Source organism: Enterobacter cloacae complex sp. 2024EL-00227 (assembly GCF_043945315.1).
GTDB lineage: Bacteria > Pseudomonadota > Gammaproteobacteria > Enterobacterales > Enterobacteriaceae > Enterobacter > Enterobacter roggenkampii.
Genome location: NZ_JBIMQP010000011.1, coordinates 1 through 17,518 on the forward strand (window position 1 = coordinate 1; position 17,518 = coordinate 17,518).

The window sequence follows — 17,518 nt, forward strand, 5'->3', positions numbered from 1 at the left end:
ATTTGCCTGGCGGCTTTAGCGCGGTGGTCCCACCTGACCCCATGCCGAACTCAGAAGTGAAACGCCGTAGCGCCGATGGTAGTGTGGGGTCTCCCCATGTGAGAGTAGGGAACTGCCAGGCATCAAACAAGTGAAGAGGCCATCCGAAAGGATGGCCTTTTTGCGTTTCTGCGCTGCACAAACAGATCCCCCAACACCCTGCTTATACGGTAAACTACCTGCGTTTTTGCATCAGGATAGCGTCTATGAACCACTCCCTTAAGCCCTGGAATACCTTTGGCATTCAACGCAATGCTAATCAAATTGTACGTGCCGATACTGCACAGCAGCTGCTGGATGCATGGCAAAGCGCAACAGAAAAAAACGAACCTGTACTGATTCTGGGCGAAGGAAGTAATGTCCTGTTTCTCGACGATTTTGCGGGAACGGTGATCGTTAACCGCATCATGGGAATTGATGTGGAAGAGCGTGCCGATAGCTGGCATCTGCACGTGGGGGCTGGCGAAAACTGGCATCACCTGGTGCAATTTACCCTCGAACAAGGGATGGCGGGTCTTGAAAACCTTGCGCTTATCCCAGGCTGCGCTGGATCGTCACCCATTCAGAACATCGGTGCCTACGGCATCGAGCTGAAGCACGTCTGTGACTATGTCGACTGCATCGAGCTGGCGACCGGAACGGCCACGCGTTTAACGGCAGAACAGTGCCGTTTTGGCTATCGTGACAGTATCTTCAAGCATGAATATCAGGATCGCTACGTGATTGTCGCCGTGGGCCTGCGCCTGTCGAAGAACTGGCAGCCTGTTTTGACCTACGGGGATTTAACGCGTCTCGATCCGGCTACCGTTACCGCCCGCGACGTTTTTGACTCGGTTTGCCATATGCGGATGACCAAGCTTCCCGATCCAAAAGTAAACGGAAATGCAGGAAGCTTCTTCAAAAACCCGGTGATCGGCGGCGAAAATGCCCGACGTTTTCTGGAGGAGTGGCCAACCGCGCCACATTACCCTCAGGCGGATGGCAGCGTGAAGCTGGCAGCAGGATGGCTTATCGATCAATGCCAGCTAAAAGGCACTTCAGTCGGCGGGGCAGCCGTTCACCGACAGCAGGCTCTGGTGCTGATTAACCAGCGCGATGCAACCAGCGACGATGTGGTACAGCTGGCTCATTATGTTCGCCAGCGTGTGGGCGAAAAATTTAACGTCTGGCTGGAGCCAGAAGTCCGCTTCATTGGTCGCACAGGTGAAGTCAACGCCGTGGAGACTATCGCATGAAGGACAATACGGTCCCGTTAACCTTGATTGGTATCCTGGCGGATGGTGAATTTCATTCCGGCGAGCAGCTGGGTGAGCAGCTTGGCATGAGCCGCGCCGCCATTAACAAGCACATCCAGACGCTTCGCGACTGGGGGGTTGATGTATTTACGGTTCCCGGAAAAGGGTACAGCCTGCCGGAGCCGATACAATTATTGAATGAAGACACGATCCGCAGCCAGATTGGACACGGTAATGTGGCGGTGCTGCCGGTGATTGATTCGACGAACCAGTATCTGCTGGATCGTCTGCCTGAGCTGAAATCCGGCGATGCCTGCGTTGCTGAGTATCAGCAGGCCGGTCGCGGTCGTCGTGGCCGCAAGTGGTTTTCCCCCTTTGGTGCCAACCTCTATCTGTCTATGTACTGGCGACTCGATCAGGGCCCGGCCGCTGCCATTGGCCTGAGTCTGGTCATCGGTATCGTTATGGCGGAGGTGCTTCACGATCTGGGTGCGGATCAAGTGCGTGTTAAATGGCCTAACGATCTGTACCTCAACGATCGTAAACTCGCCGGCATTCTGGTTGAACTGACGGGCAAAACGGGCGATGCGGCGCAAATCGTCATCGGCGCGGGCCTCAATATGGTGATGCGCAATGTCCAGAATGATGTGGTGAATCAGGCCTGGACTAACCTCCAGGAGGCGGGGATCGTCATCGATCGTAACACCCTTGCCGTACGTATGATTAAAGAGCTGCGCAGCTCGCTCACGCTTTTTGAGCAGGAAGGGCTGGCACCGTTCCTGTCTCGTTGGGAAAAACTGGATAACTTCATCAACCGCCCGGTGAAATTGCTGATTGGGGATAAAGAGATCTACGGCACTTCCCGCGGTATTGACGCTCAGGGCGCGCTGCTCCTGGAGCAGGATGGCGTGATCAAACCCTGGATGGGCGGTGAGATTTCCCTGCGGAGTGCCGAATAACCGGATGGAGTGAATGATGCGAAAAACCGTCTGCGCGACGCTGGCCGTCATGATGAGCGTGTTGTTCTCACCCCTCTCTCAGGCGGGTCAGGCCTGGGAGAGTTATAAGGCACGCTTTTTCAAACCGGAAGGCCGCATTGTCGATACCGGCAATGGCGGCGTGTCGCATACGGAAGGTCAGGGATTTGCCATGCTGATGGCAGTGGCCAACGACGATAAGGCCACGTTCGATAAGCTCTGGCAATGGACAAACCGTGAGCTGAAGAACAAAGAGAACGGTCTGTTTTACTGGCGCTATAACCCCGCAGAGTCCAACCCGGTCGCGGACAAAAACAATGCCGCCGATGGCGATGTGCTGATTGCCTGGGCGCTGCTTAAAGCCGATGCCCGCTGGCACGAAAAACGCTACGGTGCCGCATCGGATGCCATTACAAAAGCGCTGGTTGCCCATAGCGTCATCCGCTATGCGGGTTACCGCGTGATGCTGCCCGGCGTCCAGGGATTTAAGCTTGACGGTGAAGCGATCCTTAACCCTTCCTACTTCGTGTTTCCGGCCTGGCAGGCCTTCGCCGGACGCAGTCATTTACCGGTCTGGCGCGATTTGATTAAGGACGGGAAGCGCCTGCTGGGAAAAATGGGCTCGGGTAAAGCGGATCTGCCCGCTGACTGGGTCTCGCTGGCATCAGATGGCAAGCTGGAACCTGCCAAAAGCTGGCCGCCGCGGATGAGCTATGACGCGATTCGTATTCCGCTGTACCTTGCCTGGTCTGATAAGCAAAGCCCGCTCCTGACGCCGTGGAAAGCCTGGTTTGGTCAGTTCCCCCGGGAACAAACGCCCGCCTGGGTTAACGTCATGACCAACGAATATGCGCCCTACATGATGGAAGGCGGGCTGTTGGCTGTACGCGATTTAACGATGGGACAGTCTTCCGGAGAACCCGAAATCACCTCTAAAGACGACTACTATTCGGCAAGTCTGAAAATGCTGGTGTGGATTTCGGCGCAATAACAACGCACTGACTATCCCCTCTCCCTAAGGGGGAGAGGGTTAGGGGTAAATCAGTTACTGCGGATACGGTACCCAATCCCCGCCGTTCAGGCGAACGTACGGTTTGTTCTGATACTGAATGACGACCGCGTTGGCGTTCTCTGAGACTTCTGCCGTTTGCGGCAGGTTGCTGGTGAGCTGATCCCAGTTCACGCTATCTTCCACAAACAGCTTCCCGTCAACGGCACGGGCAACCAGTTCAGAGATTGCCAGATAGCTGGTCGGCTGGGTGATTTCAATCGGTGCGCCCTGATGGGGTGCTTTCATACCAAAGAATTTAATGCCAGCAGGCACGTTGGTGATGGACGGGCTTGGGATATCACGCAGACCCGACACCTGCATTCTGTCGCCTTTCAGCGCGCCGCCGTGCTCAGGTACCACAACCACCATCACTTTACGGCCTGATTTTTCCAGCTCCGTGAAGAACGCGTCCAGTTCGTCGAAGAATTTCTGCGCACGCACTTTATAATCTGCCGTTTTGCTCACGCCCGGGAAATGGTTACCGTCGTGGAGCGGCAGGGTGTTAAAGAAGGTCGCACTGCGCGGATTACTGTCTTTCTCGATGGTCTGGAGCCAGCGCTGCAGCACGGCGGTATCGTCATAAACCGGCGAGCCGTCGAAGCCCAGCAGAGTAACGGGAAGACCAGTTTGATCCATCAACGGTGCCTGCATACCACCCTGTTCACGCACCTCTTTCAGGAAGTTACCGAACTGGCCGTTATGTCCCAGCATCAGATGCTGCGTAAAGCCCAGTTTGGCGAGGTTATCAAACAGATAACACTGATTGCCGGCAGGCTGATACAGATTCTTATGCGATGCCTGACCGCAGCTTGCACGCAGCAGGCGGATTGCTGCCGGGCCGCTGTACGAGGTGGCAGAGTTAAAATCTTTAAACTGAATGTCGAAATGCGACCACAGCGGATGGGACATCAAACCGGCTGCATCCACGTCGGCCCATGAGAGAGAGCAGATGTTGATCACCAGCAATTCAAACGGCTGAGCATCCGCCGGCAGCGCGTCCGGGAATTTGGTCTGTCGCTTGTCTTCCGCAGTGTAGAAGCTGGAGAGCCAGGCGTTCAGATTTGTGGAGGTCGGCGGTGCGGTCTGGGTTGGGATATCGCCCACTACAGGCGTATCGCCAGCCGTGGTAACGGTTGCTGCTGCGCTTCCCCCTGTGGTGGTCACCGTGGTGGTCGGTTGACCAGCAGGCCACAGCGAAAAGCCCGGACCAGCCAGCGTCAGCACGTTCAGCCAGATCATAATCGCGACGACAAACACCGTGATGCGGATCCACTGTGACAGGAACAGCCAGGCAACCAGCAGCACAAAGACCGCGCCAATCATCTGCCAGTTAATAAACCGCTCGGTCAGATCGAGGACATAGCTGGCGCTAAAGCCTGCCACCTGAGACCCCTGGCTCATAATGCTGTCCGGCCCCGGTAACCAGGTATCATGCCAGAACAGCGCAAAGCCGACAGGGATGGCTATCCAGTGACGCAAGCGATGCAGCCTGATGTTCGGCAGGGGCATCAGCAGGAAGGCCATAAACACCAGGTTAAGAAGGGGATGGAAATTCAGATAGCCTGCCCACAGCAGACCAAACTTCACCAGAAAGTAGAAGTTCCAGCCGGAAAGGCCGCGCCAGTATTGCCAGAGCGGCGAGGGTGACGAAGCGGTATAGGTAGAATTAGTCATGTTTTCGGTCTGCCTTGACGTGTGATGCCCGTGTCAGTGTTCCGGCTGGTTTTACATAGCGAGGTTTTATAAACAGCACTCTGGCCGTATCACGGATACGACGTATGGAATGGCGTGCATAGTAGCCAAGCGGGAAAAAGATCAGCGCACAGAATATAACCAGTTGGATGATATCGCTGATATTCATGATGGTGCGTTCTCCGCGTTGTCCGTTAATAAGCGAAGGGGCTCCGGAACCCGGCGCCAGATATGGCCATCATGTCTGGCATTGAGGATCGGTTTCGCATCGCTCTTAATTGCGAGCGGTTTAGCCCATTGTTCAGGCTGGAGCGCACGCATCTGTACCAGCTCCGCGCTGATCGTATTATCTTCGAACCAAATCATACGGTTCGAGAAAATATCCCCGGTAGGCAGGGGGAAGATATGGTTTAGCGCCGTATCGAGATCGTTGACCCGGCAGAAGGACAAAAACAGTACCAGGCGATTGTCGCCAATGGTCATGATATCTCCCGTACGGTTGGGGCGACACAAGGTGAGCGCCTGTTCAACGCGGATACCCGGTACAGGACGCAGGGCAACCATAACCCCTTTTCCGTCTGCAGGAAGAAGCGTATTGCTCATCATATTGCCGACGGCGTCGCAGAAGGTATCCCATTTTTGATATCCACGCAGCTTCATCGGCTGCGTCATAGAGAGCAGCGTGGAAATGTCTTCCGGTACATGGCGGCTAAACTGCTGGCCCTGAACGCTTTCGATCAGCGTCAGGCAGCGTGACAGCGGCGCATTCCACGGAATAACCATATTTGCCCCGCAGCCAAGAAGCAGGCGCTCATCGGTGGCGCGCAGGCTGGTATTGTTTTCGCGCACGATGATTTTTAACGCGCTTCCGCGCTGGCGGCGCAGGGTGTGGATTTGCCTTGCCAGCGTCTCAATCTGGTTATTCTGCATCAATGAGAAAATAAGGGTCGCCGCCTGGGTTGTGCGGGCTTCGTGGAAAAGGTCTTCGTTAGATTCAAACAGCGACCAGTTTTCCGACAGGGCCGGTGCCCCCTCTAAAACCGCGATATGGCTCAGGATACGTTTTTCATCACTGCGCGGTTGCACCACGGTTTCTTCCTGCTGTGCCAGGTGCCACTTACCCTCGATATGTTTCAGCGTAAGTTGTTGTCTGGCGCTCACGCCTTTTTCATTACACCAGAATGCAATATCGTAGAGATAGCTGCCCACCTGGTCACGAACGCTTGCCAGACCGAACAGAGAACGATATTCACCCATTAAAAGTGAGAACAGCTTGTCATTATTACTGCCGGGATTGACTATCAGTAGTGTGCAATTTTGAAATTTTGCCCATTTATTGATTTTTTCCAGCCAGGGCAGCAGTTTTTCAGCAGGGATATTTTGCAGGACGTTATTTGCACATTTAAGAATCACTAAATAGTGATCCGGATCAATAGTGCACTGAACGTCGCGGGACAAAAAGTATAGACTATCGGCTTCCGATGTCATGGAAAATAATCGCACCGTCTGAGGGCCGCGATCGTTTTCCAGCGTGATAATTTTCTTCGGATCTTCGCCCATGCTAATGACAGCCACGCGGGAATCCTTATCCTGGGCAGCAATTGTATGGTTTACCAGACTGATAGCATCTTCATTACGGTCCGTATTAATCCACCAGACTCCTCCGACTGGCATGTGGCTCAATTCGTCCCATAATGACTGGATGCCAATAGAAAATATGGAGTCCACGGTGTCCCTCTTTTCGTCTAATTTATCTGTATCTCAGTTTACTAGCGAAAGCGTAGAAATAAACCTAACATTGAAATTAAAGAACATCAGATTTAGCATGTAAATGAAATTTCATAGGGCAGGATGCCTCGCTACTTCTGAACTGGCGATTTTACGCAAAGGGATGGAAAAAGAATGGATAATAACGAACCCGGAACCCCAGTCGACTCGACCCTGGGTTACACATTCCAAAACGATTTTCTGGCGCTGACGCAGGCCTTTTCTTTACCTGAAATAGATTACACCGATATTTCCCAGCGGGAACAGTTGGCTGCGGCTATTAAACGCTGGCCGTTATTAGCTGAATTCGCCCATCAACAATAAGGGAGCCATTGATGGCCATACTCGGATTACAGGGTGTCCGTGGGGGTGTGGGTACCACATCTGTTACCGCGGCGCTGGCGTGGTCATTACAGCTTTTAGGTGAATCGGTGCTGGTTATTGACGCCTGCGCCGATAATTTGCTGCGTATGTCGTTTAACGTCGACTTTACTCGCGAAGAGGGCTGGGCCCGCGCGCTGCTTGACGATAAAGACTGGCAGGATGCAGGTATGCGCTATACCTCCCTTCTTGACCTGCTGCCGTTTGGTCAACTGACCACTACGGAACGCGAGAATGAAGCCGCGTACCAGCGCCTGTTTTCACAGTTCACGCTGGCGCTGCAGAGCCTGAAGGAAAAGGGGCACTACAAGTGGATCCTGCTGGATCTGCCGCACGGTGCCGGCACGCTGACCCGACAGCTTATCGCCCAGTGCGATCATGTCCTCTCGATCGTTAACGTCGATGCGAACTGCCATATCCGCCTGCACCAGCAGGGACTGCCTCAAAATGGCCATATCCTGATTAACGATTTGCGCATTGGCAGCCAGATCCAGGACGATCTCTATCAGGTCTGGCTGCAAAGCCAGCGCCGCCTGCTTCCGATTGTCATCCATCGTGATGAGGGAATGGCGGAATGCCTTGCGTCTAAGCAACCGCTCGGTGAATACCGCAGCGATTCACTGGCGGCAGAAGAGATCCTGACGCTGGCTAACTGGTGTCTGCTGAACTTCGCCAACAGGGCGGAGCATGCAGGGAGTGCTGTATGAGTCGTTTCGCCAGCTGGTTACTCATCCCACCGGTCAGTTCGCGTTTGAGCGAACATTACCGGCATTTTCGCCGTCACGGTGCGTCGGCATTTAGCGCCGCGCTCGGCTGTTTCTGGATGATTCTGGCTTGGATGTTTATACCGCTTGAACACCCGCGCTGGCAGCGCATACGTGCACGGCACAGCGAGCTATATCCGCACATTAATCCTGACCGGCCGCGTCCACTGGATCCGGCGCGCTATCTCATTCAGGCCATCTGGCTGGTGGCGACCTCCTCCCGAACGGAGAAAAAAACGCCGCACTGGCGCAGCTTCTCCCGCGTGCAGCAGTTACGTGAACGCTACCATCAGTGGCTGGACAGACTGCCCGACAGCGTAAGCGATAAGACCAGCCATCTGGATAACCATAAAGAGCTCGGGCATCTCCACCCGGGCTTGCGGCGTTTTATCCTCGGCGTAATCGTCGTGTTCTCGCTTATTCTGGCGCTGGTCTGCATTACGCAGCCTTTCAACCCTCTGGCGCAGTTCACTTTCCTGATCCTGCTGTGGGGCGTGGCGCTGCTGGTGCGCCGAATTCCGGGTCGCTTCTCGGCGCTGATGCTGATCGTGTTGTCGCTGACCGTCTCCTGCCGCTACATCTGGTGGCGTTATACCTCGACGCTGAACTGGGACGACCCGGTGAGTCTGGTGTGCGGCCTGGTGCTGCTGTTTGCTGAAACCTATGCCTGGATTGTGCTGGTGCTGGGCTATTTCCAGGTGATTTGGCCGCTCAACCGCCAGCCGGTTCCGTTGCCAAAGGACACGACCCAGTGGCCAACCGTCGATCTCTTCGTCCCGACCTACAACGAAGACCTGAGCGTGGTGAAGAACACCATCTATGCCGCGCTGGGCATCGACTGGCCGAAAGATAAGCTCAAAGTCTGGATCCTGGATGACGGCAACCGCCCGGCGTTCCGACAGTTCGCGGAGGAGGTTGGCGTCGAGTACATCGCCCGTCCGACGCATGAACACGCTAAGGCGGGGAACATCAACAACGCGTTGAAGTATGCCACCGGGGAGTTTGTCTCGATTTTTGACTGCGACCACGTGCCGACGCGCTCGTTCCTGCAGATGACCATGGGCTGGTTCCTGAAGGAGAAAGAGCTGGCGATGATGCAGACGCCGCACCACTTCTTCTCGCCGGACCCGTTTGAACGTAACCTTGGCCGCTTCCGCAAAACTCCGAACGAAGGCACGCTGTTCTATGGGCTGGTACAGGACGGAAACGACATGTGGGACGCCACCTTCTTCTGCGGCTCTTGTGCGGTTATCCGCCGTAAGCCGCTGGATGAAATTGGCGGTATCGCCGTCGAAACGGTGACTGAAGATGCGCACACCTCTCTGCGCCTGCACCGTCGTGGCTATACCTCTGCCTATATGCGTATCCCGCAGGCGGCCGGTCTGGCAACCGAGTCACTGTCGGCGCACATTGGTCAGCGTATTCGCTGGGCGCGCGGCATGGTGCAGATCTTCCGTCTTGATAACCCCCTGATCGGGAAAGGACTCAAGCTGGCGCAGCGTCTTTGCTACGTCAACGCCATGTTCCACTTCTTGTCCGGCATTCCGCGGCTGATCTTCCTGACCGCGCCGCTGGCGTTCCTGCTTCTTCACGCTTATATCATCTACGCTCCCGCGCTGATGATTGCGCTGTTCGTTCTGCCGCACATGATCCACGCGAGCCTGACGAACTCGAAGATACAGGGTAAATACCGCCACTCCTTCTGGAGTGAAATCTACGAAACGGTGCTGGCCTGGTACATCGCGCCGCCGACGATGGTGGCGCTGATTAACCCGCACAAAGGGAAATTCAACGTCACCGCGAAGGGCGGGCTGGTGGAGGAGGAGTACGTCGACTGGGTGATCTCCCGGCCGTATATCTTCCTGGTGCTGCTGAATATCGTGGGCGTCATTGCGGGTATCTGGCGCTACTTCTACGGTCCGGAAAACGAAATCCTGACCGTCTTCGTCAGTATGGCCTGGGTCTTCTACAACCTGATTATCCTCGGCGGCGCGGTGGCGGTGTCGGTGGAGAGCAAACAGGTTCGTCGCGCGCATCGCGTGGAAATCTGCATGCCAGCGGCGATCGCCCGTGAAGATGGCCATCTCTTCTCCTGTACCGTGCACGACTTCTCTGACGGCGGTCTGGGGATCAAAATCAACGGCCAGGCGAAGGTGCTGGAAGGGCAAAAAGTTAACCTGCTGCTTAAGCGCGGCCAGCAGGAGTATGTCTTCCCGACGCAGGTCGTTCGCGTGGTGGGCAATGAAGTCGGCCTGCAGCTGATGCCGTTGACCAAAAAGCAACATATCGATTTTGTGCAGTGTACGTTTGCCCGCGCGGATACGTGGGCTCTCTGGCAGGACAGCTTCCCGGAGGATAAGCCTCTGGAAAGCCTGCTGGATATTCTGAAGCTGGGGTTCCGTGGCTATCGTCACCTTGCAGAATTTGCCCCGTCGTCGGTGAAATTAATTTTCCGGTCACTTACTTCGCTGGTTTCCTGGGTCGTGTCGTTCATTCCTCGTCGTCCTGAGCGGGATGAGGCGAAGCAGGCGGACCCGGTTATGGCTCAACAATGATGATAACGCGATGAAAACAAAACTTTCCTGGTTATGTGCAGTGGCAATGGGGATGAATGCGATCCCCGCAACAATGGCTAACGCAGCCCCGGGTAACGCAGCGGCAACGCCTGCGCCAACCGTACCTGTCGTCGCGCAAGCAACCGATCCGGTTGTCACCGCGGCACCGGGTCAAACTGAAAACATCATGCCGAACCAGCCAACGGAGGGGAACACCCTGCCGGCAGACGGCCAGGTCATCGGGCAGGTGATGCCGGGCGTCCGGGGGGCGAATGCGCCCGTCGTTGCGGACAATGCGCCGTCGCGTGACGTGAAGCTGACCTTCGCGCAAATTGCGCCGCCTCCGGGCAGCATGGTGCTGCGCGGCATCAACCCTAACGGCGGCATTGAATTTGGCATGCGCAGCGACGAGGTCGTCTCTAATGCGGTGCTGAATCTCGAATACACGCCGTCGCCGTCGCTGCTGCCGACCCAGTCTCAGCTGAAGGTCTATCTGAATGACGAGCTGATGGACGTTCTGCCGGTCACGAAAGAGCAGCTCGGCAAGAAAACCCAGGCGCAGGTGCCGATCAACCCGCTGTTCATCACCGACTTTAACCGTATCCGCCTGGAGTTTGTCGGCCACTACCGCGATGTCTGCGAAAACCCGGCCAGCAACACGCTGTGGATGGACGTCGGGCGTAACTCCTCGCTGCAGATGACCTACCAGTCGCTGGCGCTGAAAAACGATCTCTCGGCCTTCCCGGTTCCGTTCTTCGATCCGCGTGATAACCGCCCGCTCACGCTGCCGATGGTGTTCGCCTCGTCCCCGGACGTGACCGAGCAGCTGGCGGCCACCATTGTGGCCTCCTGGTTTGGTTCACGCGCGGGCTGGCGCGGTCAGAGCTTCCCGGCGATGTATGACAAACTGCCGGACAGAAATGCCATTGTGTTTGCCACCAATGCAAAACGTCCGGCCTTCCTGCGCGATCATCCGGACGTCAAAGCGCCGACCGTTGAGATGATAAGCCACCCGGAAAACCCGTACGTGAAGCTGCTGGTGGTCTTTGGTCGTGATGATAAAGATCTGGTTCAGGCAGCAAAAGCCATTGCCCAGGGCAACGTCCTTTTTCGCGGCAACAGCGTCGTGATAGATGAGGTCAAACCGCTGCTGGCGCGTAAACCTTATGATGCGCCAAACTGGGTACGTACCGACCGTGCGGTCACCTTTGGCGAGCTGAAAACCTATGAAGAACAGCTGCAGGCGACGGGGCTTGAGCCAGCGCCGATTAGCCTGTCGCTGAATCTGCCGCCGGATCTGTACCTGCTGCGTACCAACGGCATTGATATCAATCTGAACTACCGCTATACCGCGCCAGCCACCAAAGACAGCTCGCGCATGGATATCAGCCTGAACAACCAGTTCCTGCAATCCTTCAGCCTGCAAAGCACGCAGGATACGAACCGCCTGATGCTTCGCCTGCCGGTGCTGCAGGGGCTACTGGACGGTAAAACGGATGTTTCTATTCCGGCACTGAAGCTGGGTGCGATAAACCAGCTGCGCTTTGATTTCCAGTACATGAACCCGATGCCTGGCGGCTCGGCGGAAAACTGCATCACCTTCCAGCCGGTGCAGAACCACGTGGTGATTGGCGATGAGTCGACCATCGACTTCTCGAAGTACTATCACTTCCTGGCGATGCCGGACCTGCGCGCCTTTGCTAACGCGGGCTTCCCGTTCAGCCGTATGGCCGATCTCTCTGAGTCCATTGTGGTAATGCCAAAAGCGCCAAACGAAGGTCAGGTTACGACCCTGCTCGACACCATGGCGACCGTTGGAGGACAAACAGGATTACCGGCCATTAACGTCACGTTGACGGACGATGGCAGCCAGATTCAGAACAAAGATGCTGACATCATGGTGATCGGGACCATCCCGGATAAGCTGAAGGATGACAAACGTATCGATCTGCTGGTGAAAGCGGCCCAGTCCTGGGTTAATACGCCGCTGCGACAGACCGAGTTCCCGAGCATTATGCCGGATGTGAACGATCGTCAGGCCAGCGCGCAGACGACGGTAACGTCTCAGGGGGCGATGGCCGCGGTGGTGGGCTTCCAGTCGCCTTACAACGAACAGCGCAGCGTGGTGGCTCTCCTCGCGGACAGCCCGCGCGGGTATGAACTGCTCAATACGGCCATGAACGACAGCGGTAAACGTGCCGCGATGTTTGGTTCCGTGTCGGTGATCCGTGAGTCCGGCGTCAATAGCCTGCGCGTGGGGGATGTGTACTACGTGGGCCATCTGCCGTGGTTCGAACGCCTGTGGTATGCGCTGGCTAACCATCCGGTTCTGCTCGCTATCCTGGCTGCGGTCAGCGTGGTCTTGCTGGCATGGGTGCTGTGGCGTCTGCTGCGAATTATCAGCCGTCGTCGTCTGAACCCGGATGAGTAAGATGTGATGAAAGCCTTTCGCTGGTGTGTATTAGCAGCGGTGATGCTGGCGGCGCTTCCTCTTCGCGCCGCCTGTACCTGGCCTGCCTGGGAGCAGTTTAAAAAGGACTACATCAGTGAAGGCGGGCGCGTCATTGATCCCAGTGACACGCGCAAAATTACGACCTCGGAAGGGCAAAGCTACGCCCTGTTCTTTGCCCTGGCGGCGAACGATCGCAAAGCCTTTGACCTGCTGCTGACGTGGACGCGCGATAATCTCGCCAGCGGCGATCTCAACGCCCATCTGCCTGCCTGGCTATGGGGTCAGAAAGATAAAGACGCCTGGGCGGTGATTGATACCAACTCTGCCTCTGATGCCGATGTCTGGATCGCCTGGTCACTGCTCGAAGCGGGTCGGCTGTGGAAAGATCGGGACTATACCCGCACGGGTAAGGCGCTGCTGAAACGCATTGTCAGCGAGGAAGTGGTCAACGTCCCGGGGCTCGGCGCAATGCTGCTTCCTGGTAAAGTCGGTTTTGCCGATGAGAACGCCTGGCGTTTTAACCCCAGCTATCTTCCTCCGCAGCTAGCGGCTTATTTCACGCGCTTTGGTTCCCCGTGGACCCAGCTTCGTGAAACTAACCTGCGCCTGATGCTGGAGAGTGCGCCGAAAGGTTTTTCGCCGGACTGGGTGCAGTATCAGAAAAACAAAGGCTGGCGGTTACAGCAGGAGAAAGCGCTGGTGGGCGGCTACGACGCCATCCGCGTGTATCTCTGGGTGGGCATGATGAGTGATAAAGATCCTCAGAAAGCCCGGCTCCTGACGCGCTTCCAGCCGATGGCGGCAAAGACCATGAAACGGGGTGTGCCGCCGGAGAAAGTGGATGTGGCGACGGGGAAACGTACCGGTGACGGCCCGGTCGGGTTCTCTGCCGCTATGCTGCCGTTTTTACAACAACGTGATGCCCAGGCGGTTCAGCGCCAGCGCGTTGCAGACCATTTTCCCGATAACAATGCCTATTACAGCTATGTGCTGACGCTTTTTGGGCAAGGATGGGATCAGCATCGTTTTCGCTTCACCGCAAAAGGTGAATTAATACCGGATTGGGGCCAGGAATGCGCAAGTTCACAGTAAATCTACTCAGTTTATCGCTTGGCCTGGCGCTTATGCCGTGGGCACAGGCCGCCAACTCTCCGCAGCAGAAACAGCTGCTGGAGCAGGTCAGGCTGGGCGAATCGACACAGCGTGAGGATTTGGTTCGTCAGTCGCTCTATCGCCTTGAGCTGATTGACCCCAACAACCCTGACGTCATTGCCGCGCGCTTTCGCTACCTGCTGCGTCAGGGCGATAACGCCGGCGCGCAAAAAGAGCTGGATCGTCTGAAAGGGATCGCCCCGGGTTCGAGCGCTTACCAGTCCTCACGCAACACCATGCTGCTTTCTACTCCGGATGGCCGACAGCAGCTCCAGCAGGCGCGACTGCTCGCCACTACGGGGCACACGCAGGAAGCGATTGCCGCCTATGACAAGCTGTTTGACGGCAACCCGCCGGGTGGCGACGTGGCGACGGAATACTGGAACGTCGTGGCGAAAGATCCAGCTCGCCGCGGTGCGGCCATTAACCAGCTGAAAAAAATTAACAGCAGCAGCCCCGGGAATACGCAGCTGCAGACAACGCTGGCCCAGCTTCTGTTCCAGAGCGGACGACGTGATGAAGGCTTTGCGGTACTGCAGGAGATGGCCAAATCCACCAATGGCCGCAGCCAGGCGTCTGATATGTGGTACGACCAAATCAAAGACCAGCCTGCCAGCAGCGCCAGCGTCAGCGCGCTGCAAAAATATCTGAGCGTATTCAGCGACGGGGATAGCGTCGCTGCGGCGCGTGCCCAGCTTGAAGCGCAGCAAAAACAGCTCGCCGATCCGGCGTTCCGCGCGAAAGCGGAAGGGCTCGCGGCGGTGGACGCCGGGCAGGGCAGTAAGGCGGTGGCCGAGCTGCAAAAAGCCGTCAGCGCCAACCATGCCGACAGTGAAGCGGTGGGTGCCCTGGGGCAGGCGTATTCCCAGAAGGGCGACCGTGCCCGCGCGGTAGCCCAGTTTGAAAAGGCGATTGCCCTCGATCCGCAGAGCGATAACCGGGGTAAATGGGACAGTCTTCTGAAGGTTAACCGCTACTGGCTGCTGATCCAGCAGGGCGATGCGGCGCTGAAGGCGAATAACCCGGCGCAGGCAGAGCGTTACTATCAGCAGGCGCGTAACATCGACAATACCGACAGCTACGCGGTGCTGGGGCTGGGCGACGCCGCCGCGGCGCGTAAAGATAACGACGCGGCGGAGCGTTATTACCGTCAGGCGCTGCGAATGGACAGCGGCAACAGCAACGCGGTTCGCGGCCTGGCCAATATTTACCGCGCGCAGTCCCCGGAGAAAGCCTCGCAGTTTATCCAGTCGCTTTCCTCCAGCCAGCGTCGGAGCATTGATGATATCGAGCGTAGTCTGACCAACGAGCAGCTCTCCGCCCAGGCCGAACAGCTGGAAAATCAGGGGAAATACGCCCAGGCAGCAGAAATCCAGCGTCGTCGTCTGGCGCTCTCTCCTGGCGACGTGTGGATAACCTATCGTCTGTCGCGCGATCTCTACAGCGCGGGTCAGCGCAGCCAGGCGGACACCCTGATGCGTCAGCTTGCCCGCCAGAAACCGTCCGATCCGGATCAGGTCTATGCCAGCGGGCTCTATCTTTCCGGAAACGATCAGGACCGTGCCGCGCTGGCGCATCTGGACACGCTGCCGCGCAGCCAGTGGAACAGCAATATTCAGGAACTTGCCGACCGCCTGCAAAGCAATCAGGTGCTGGAAACCGCCAACCGCCTGCGGGACAGCGGCAAAGAGCAGGAGGCGGAGAATCTTCTTCGCCAGCAGCCAACCTCCACCCGCATCGACCTGACGCTGGCGGACTGGGCACAGCAGCGTGGCGATCTGAACTCCGCGAAAACGACGTACAACGCCGTCCTGCAGCGTGAGCCGCAGAACGAAGACGCGATCCTCGGCCTGACCGAGATTTACAGCGCCCAGGGTAACAAAGATGCCGCGCGCGCGGAGCTGGCGAAGCTGCCCACCGCGCAGAACGGCCAGCCGCTGTCGCTCAATATGCAGCGCCGCATCGCGATGGCGCAGGCGGGGCTGGGTGATTCCGCCGCGGCAGAACAGACCTTCAGTAAAATCATTCCGCAGGCTAAATCGCAGCCCGGATCCATGGAAAACGCGCTGGTGCTGCGTGATGCCGCGCGTTTCCAGGCGCAGAACGGGCAGCCTCAGCAGGCGCTGGAAACCTATAAAGATGCGATGGTATCGACGGGTATCACCACGACGCGTCCGGCTGATAACGACAGTTTCACCCGTCTGACGCGTAACGATGAAAAAGACGACTGGCTGAAGCGCGGCGTGCGCAGTGATGCCGGTGAGTTGTACCGCCAGCAGGATGTTAACGTCACGCTGCAGCACGATTACTGGGGCTCCAGCGGCACGGGCGGCTATTCCGATCTGAAAGCGCATACCACCATGCTGCAGGTGGATGCGCCGCTCTCTGACGGGCGCATGTTCTTCAGAAGCGATCTGGTCAATATGGACGTCGGATCATTTGATACCAGGAACGGGACTTACGACCCTAAATGGGGAACCTGCTACGAAACGCCGTGTAGCGGTAACACCCATCAGTCAGACAATGGCGCAAGCGTCGCTGTCGGCTGGCAGAATAAAACCTGGGCGATGGATATTGGCACCACGCCGATGGGCTTTGACGTCGTCGACGTGGTGGGCGGCATCAGCTACAGCAGCGATCTGGGGCCCATCGGCTATACCGTTAATGCCCATCGTCGGCCAATCTCCAGCTCTCTGCTGGCCTTCGGCGGGCAAAAAGACACCAACACCGGCACCACCTGGGGCGGCGTACGCGCGACCGGTGGCGGCGTCAGCATCAGCTATGACAAAGGGGAAGCGAACGGCGTCTGGTCAAGCCTGAACGCGGAAACGCTGACGGGTAAAAATGTGGAGGATAACTGGCGCGTCCGCTGGATGACGGGTTACTACTACAAGCTCATTAATAAAAACAATGAGCGCCTGACGGTCGGCGTCTCCAACATGCTCTGGCACTACGACAAAGACCTGAGCGGTTATACCCTGGGTCAGGGCGGCTATTACAGCCCGCAGGAGTATGTCTCCTTCGCCTTGCCGGTGACCTGGCGTAAGCGCACGGAAAACTGGTCCTGGGAGCTGGGGGGCTCGGTCTCCTGGTCTCACTCCAAAACCAAAGACGAGCTGCGCTACCCGATCCAGAATCTTATCCCGACCGATGAGCCAGACCGCTATACCGATCGGGGCGCGATGGAAACCGGCAGCAGCTCCTCAGGCACGGGTTATACCGCGCGGGCCATTATTGAGCGCCGGGTTACGTCCAACTGGTTTGTTGGCATGGGCGTGGACATTCAGGAAGCGAAAGACTATACCCCAAGCCATGCGCTGATCTATGTGCGCTACTCTGCTGCAGGCTGGCAGGGCGATATGGACTTACCGCCGCAACCGCTCATCCCTTACGCGGACTGGTAATCGGATTTTCCTTAATCCATTTGTAAGTCTCTCTTAACAGCGCAGCAAT

The 17,518-nt window shown here is 56.9% G+C and carries 12 protein-coding genes and 1 rRNA gene; 10 read left to right on the top strand and 3 right to left on the bottom strand.

Features of this window, described 5'->3' with window-relative positions; genetic code table 11:
* Nucleotides 1-5: 5 nt before the first annotated feature.
* From rrf to ACHH0Z_RS18100, 4 genes are all read left to right on the top strand, one after another.
* A 5S ribosomal RNA gene (gene rrf, locus ACHH0Z_RS18085) occupies nucleotides 6-121 on the top strand.
* Between the two features lie 124 nt (nucleotides 122-245).
* Nucleotides 246-1,274 (top strand): UDP-N-acetylmuramate dehydrogenase, encoded by a 1,029-nt coding sequence (gene murB, locus ACHH0Z_RS18090; RefSeq protein ID WP_025910154.1) that lies wholly within the window; start codon nucleotides 246-248, stop codon nucleotides 1,272-1,274.
* Nucleotides 1,271-2,233 carry a bifunctional biotin--[acetyl-CoA-carboxylase] ligase/biotin operon repressor BirA gene (birA, locus tag ACHH0Z_RS18095; RefSeq protein ID WP_008503241.1) on the top strand — a complete coding sequence of 321 codons (963 nt, stop codon included), beginning with the start codon at nucleotides 1,271-1,273 and terminating at the stop codon, nucleotides 2,231-2,233. The genes murB and birA overlap by 4 nt, the downstream gene beginning before the upstream one ends.
* A 16-nt stretch (nucleotides 2,234-2,249) precedes the next feature.
* Complete coding sequence (locus ACHH0Z_RS18100; protein WP_045408657.1) at nucleotides 2,250-3,242, top strand: glycosyl hydrolase family 8; 993 nt, start codon at nucleotides 2,250-2,252, stop codon at nucleotides 3,240-3,242.
* 54 nt (nucleotides 3,243-3,296) lie between these two features.
* Here ACHH0Z_RS18100 and bcsG read toward each other — a convergent pair whose 3' ends face one another.
* The 3 genes from bcsG to bcsE are packed head-to-tail and all read right to left on the bottom strand — an operon-like array spanning nucleotide 3,297 to nucleotide 6,722.
* Nucleotides 3,297-4,976 carry a cellulose biosynthesis protein BcsG gene (gene bcsG, locus ACHH0Z_RS18105; RefSeq protein ID WP_008503239.1) on the bottom strand — a complete coding sequence of 560 codons (1,680 nt, stop codon included), beginning with the start codon at nucleotides 4,974-4,976 and terminating at the stop codon, nucleotides 3,297-3,299.
* The gene (gene bcsF / locus ACHH0Z_RS18110; protein ID WP_024908822.1) at nucleotides 4,969-5,166 is read right to left on the bottom strand and encodes a cellulose biosynthesis protein BcsF; all 198 of its coding nucleotides are present in this window, start codon (nucleotides 5,164-5,166) and stop codon (nucleotides 4,969-4,971) included. Before bcsF ends, bcsG begins: the two co-directional genes overlap by 8 nt.
* Entirely contained in the window at nucleotides 5,160-6,722 is a 1,563-nt protein-coding gene (gene bcsE, locus ACHH0Z_RS18115) for a cellulose biosynthesis c-di-GMP-binding protein BcsE (RefSeq protein WP_045408656.1), read from the bottom strand. The genes bcsF and bcsE overlap by 7 nt, the downstream gene beginning before the upstream one ends.
* A 174-nt stretch (nucleotides 6,723-6,896) precedes the next feature.
* On the opposite strand from bcsE, the gene bcsR reads away from it, so the two are divergent.
* From bcsR to bcsC, 6 genes are read left to right on the top strand one after another with little or no spacing between them, the layout of a single operon-like run.
* Nucleotides 6,897-7,085, top strand: coding sequence for a cellulose biosynthesis protein BcsR (gene bcsR, locus ACHH0Z_RS18120; protein WP_008503237.1), 189 nt, complete (start codon nucleotides 6,897-6,899; stop codon nucleotides 7,083-7,085).
* A gap of 11 nt (nucleotides 7,086-7,096) precedes the next feature.
* A complete protein-coding gene (gene bcsQ / locus ACHH0Z_RS18125; RefSeq protein WP_045408654.1) occupies nucleotides 7,097-7,849 on the top strand; it encodes a cellulose biosynthesis protein BcsQ in 753 nt (250 codons plus the stop codon).
* Nucleotides 7,846-10,461: a UDP-forming cellulose synthase catalytic subunit gene (gene bcsA / locus ACHH0Z_RS18130; RefSeq protein ID WP_045408652.1), complete on the top strand. Its 2,616-nt coding sequence runs from the start codon at nucleotides 7,846-7,848 to the stop codon at nucleotides 10,459-10,461. Before bcsQ ends, bcsA begins: the two co-directional genes overlap by 4 nt.
* A 10-nt stretch (nucleotides 10,462-10,471) precedes the next feature.
* On the top strand, nucleotides 10,472-12,892 hold the full coding sequence (gene bcsB / locus ACHH0Z_RS18135; RefSeq protein WP_045408650.1) for a cellulose biosynthesis cyclic di-GMP-binding regulatory protein BcsB: 2,421 nt from the start codon (nucleotides 10,472-10,474) through the stop codon (nucleotides 12,890-12,892).
* Nucleotides 12,893-12,898: 6 nt separating this feature from the next.
* The gene (gene bcsZ, locus ACHH0Z_RS18140) at nucleotides 12,899-14,005 is read left to right on the top strand and encodes a cellulose synthase complex periplasmic endoglucanase BcsZ (RefSeq protein ID WP_045408647.1); all 1,107 of its coding nucleotides are present in this window, start codon (nucleotides 12,899-12,901) and stop codon (nucleotides 14,003-14,005) included.
* Complete coding sequence (bcsC, locus tag ACHH0Z_RS18145) at nucleotides 13,987-17,469, top strand: cellulose synthase complex outer membrane protein BcsC (protein WP_045408645.1); 3,483 nt, start codon at nucleotides 13,987-13,989, stop codon at nucleotides 17,467-17,469. The genes bcsZ and bcsC overlap by 19 nt, the downstream gene beginning before the upstream one ends.
* Nucleotides 17,470-17,518 lie beyond the last annotated feature (49 nt).

What these genes read in the sequence shown, in the direction of transcription:
- bcsC (WP_045408645.1), top strand. Translation starts at nt 13,987, where the DNA reads ATGCGCAAGTTCACAGTAAATCTACTCAGTTTATCGCTTGGCCTGGCG.
- bcsZ (WP_045408647.1), top strand. Translation starts at nt 12,899, where the DNA reads ATGAAAGCCTTTCGCTGGTGTGTATTAGCAGCGGTGATGCTGGCGGCG.
- bcsG (WP_008503239.1), bottom strand. Translation starts at nt 4,976, where the DNA reads ATGACTAATTCTACCTATACCGCTTCGTCACCCTCGCCGCTCTGGCAA.
- ACHH0Z_RS18100 (WP_045408657.1), top strand. Translation starts at nt 2,250, where the DNA reads ATGCGAAAAACCGTCTGCGCGACGCTGGCCGTCATGATGAGCGTGTTG.
- murB (WP_025910154.1), top strand. Translation starts at nt 246, where the DNA reads ATGAACCACTCCCTTAAGCCCTGGAATACCTTTGGCATTCAACGCAAT.
- bcsA (WP_045408652.1), top strand. Translation starts at nt 7,846, where the DNA reads ATGAGTCGTTTCGCCAGCTGGTTACTCATCCCACCGGTCAGTTCGCGT.
- bcsB (WP_045408650.1), top strand. Translation starts at nt 10,472, where the DNA reads ATGAAAACAAAACTTTCCTGGTTATGTGCAGTGGCAATGGGGATGAAT.
- bcsR (WP_008503237.1), top strand. Translation starts at nt 6,897, where the DNA reads ATGGATAATAACGAACCCGGAACCCCAGTCGACTCGACCCTGGGTTAC.
- bcsQ (WP_045408654.1), top strand. Translation starts at nt 7,097, where the DNA reads ATGGCCATACTCGGATTACAGGGTGTCCGTGGGGGTGTGGGTACCACA.
- birA (WP_008503241.1), top strand. Translation starts at nt 1,271, where the DNA reads ATGAAGGACAATACGGTCCCGTTAACCTTGATTGGTATCCTGGCGGAT.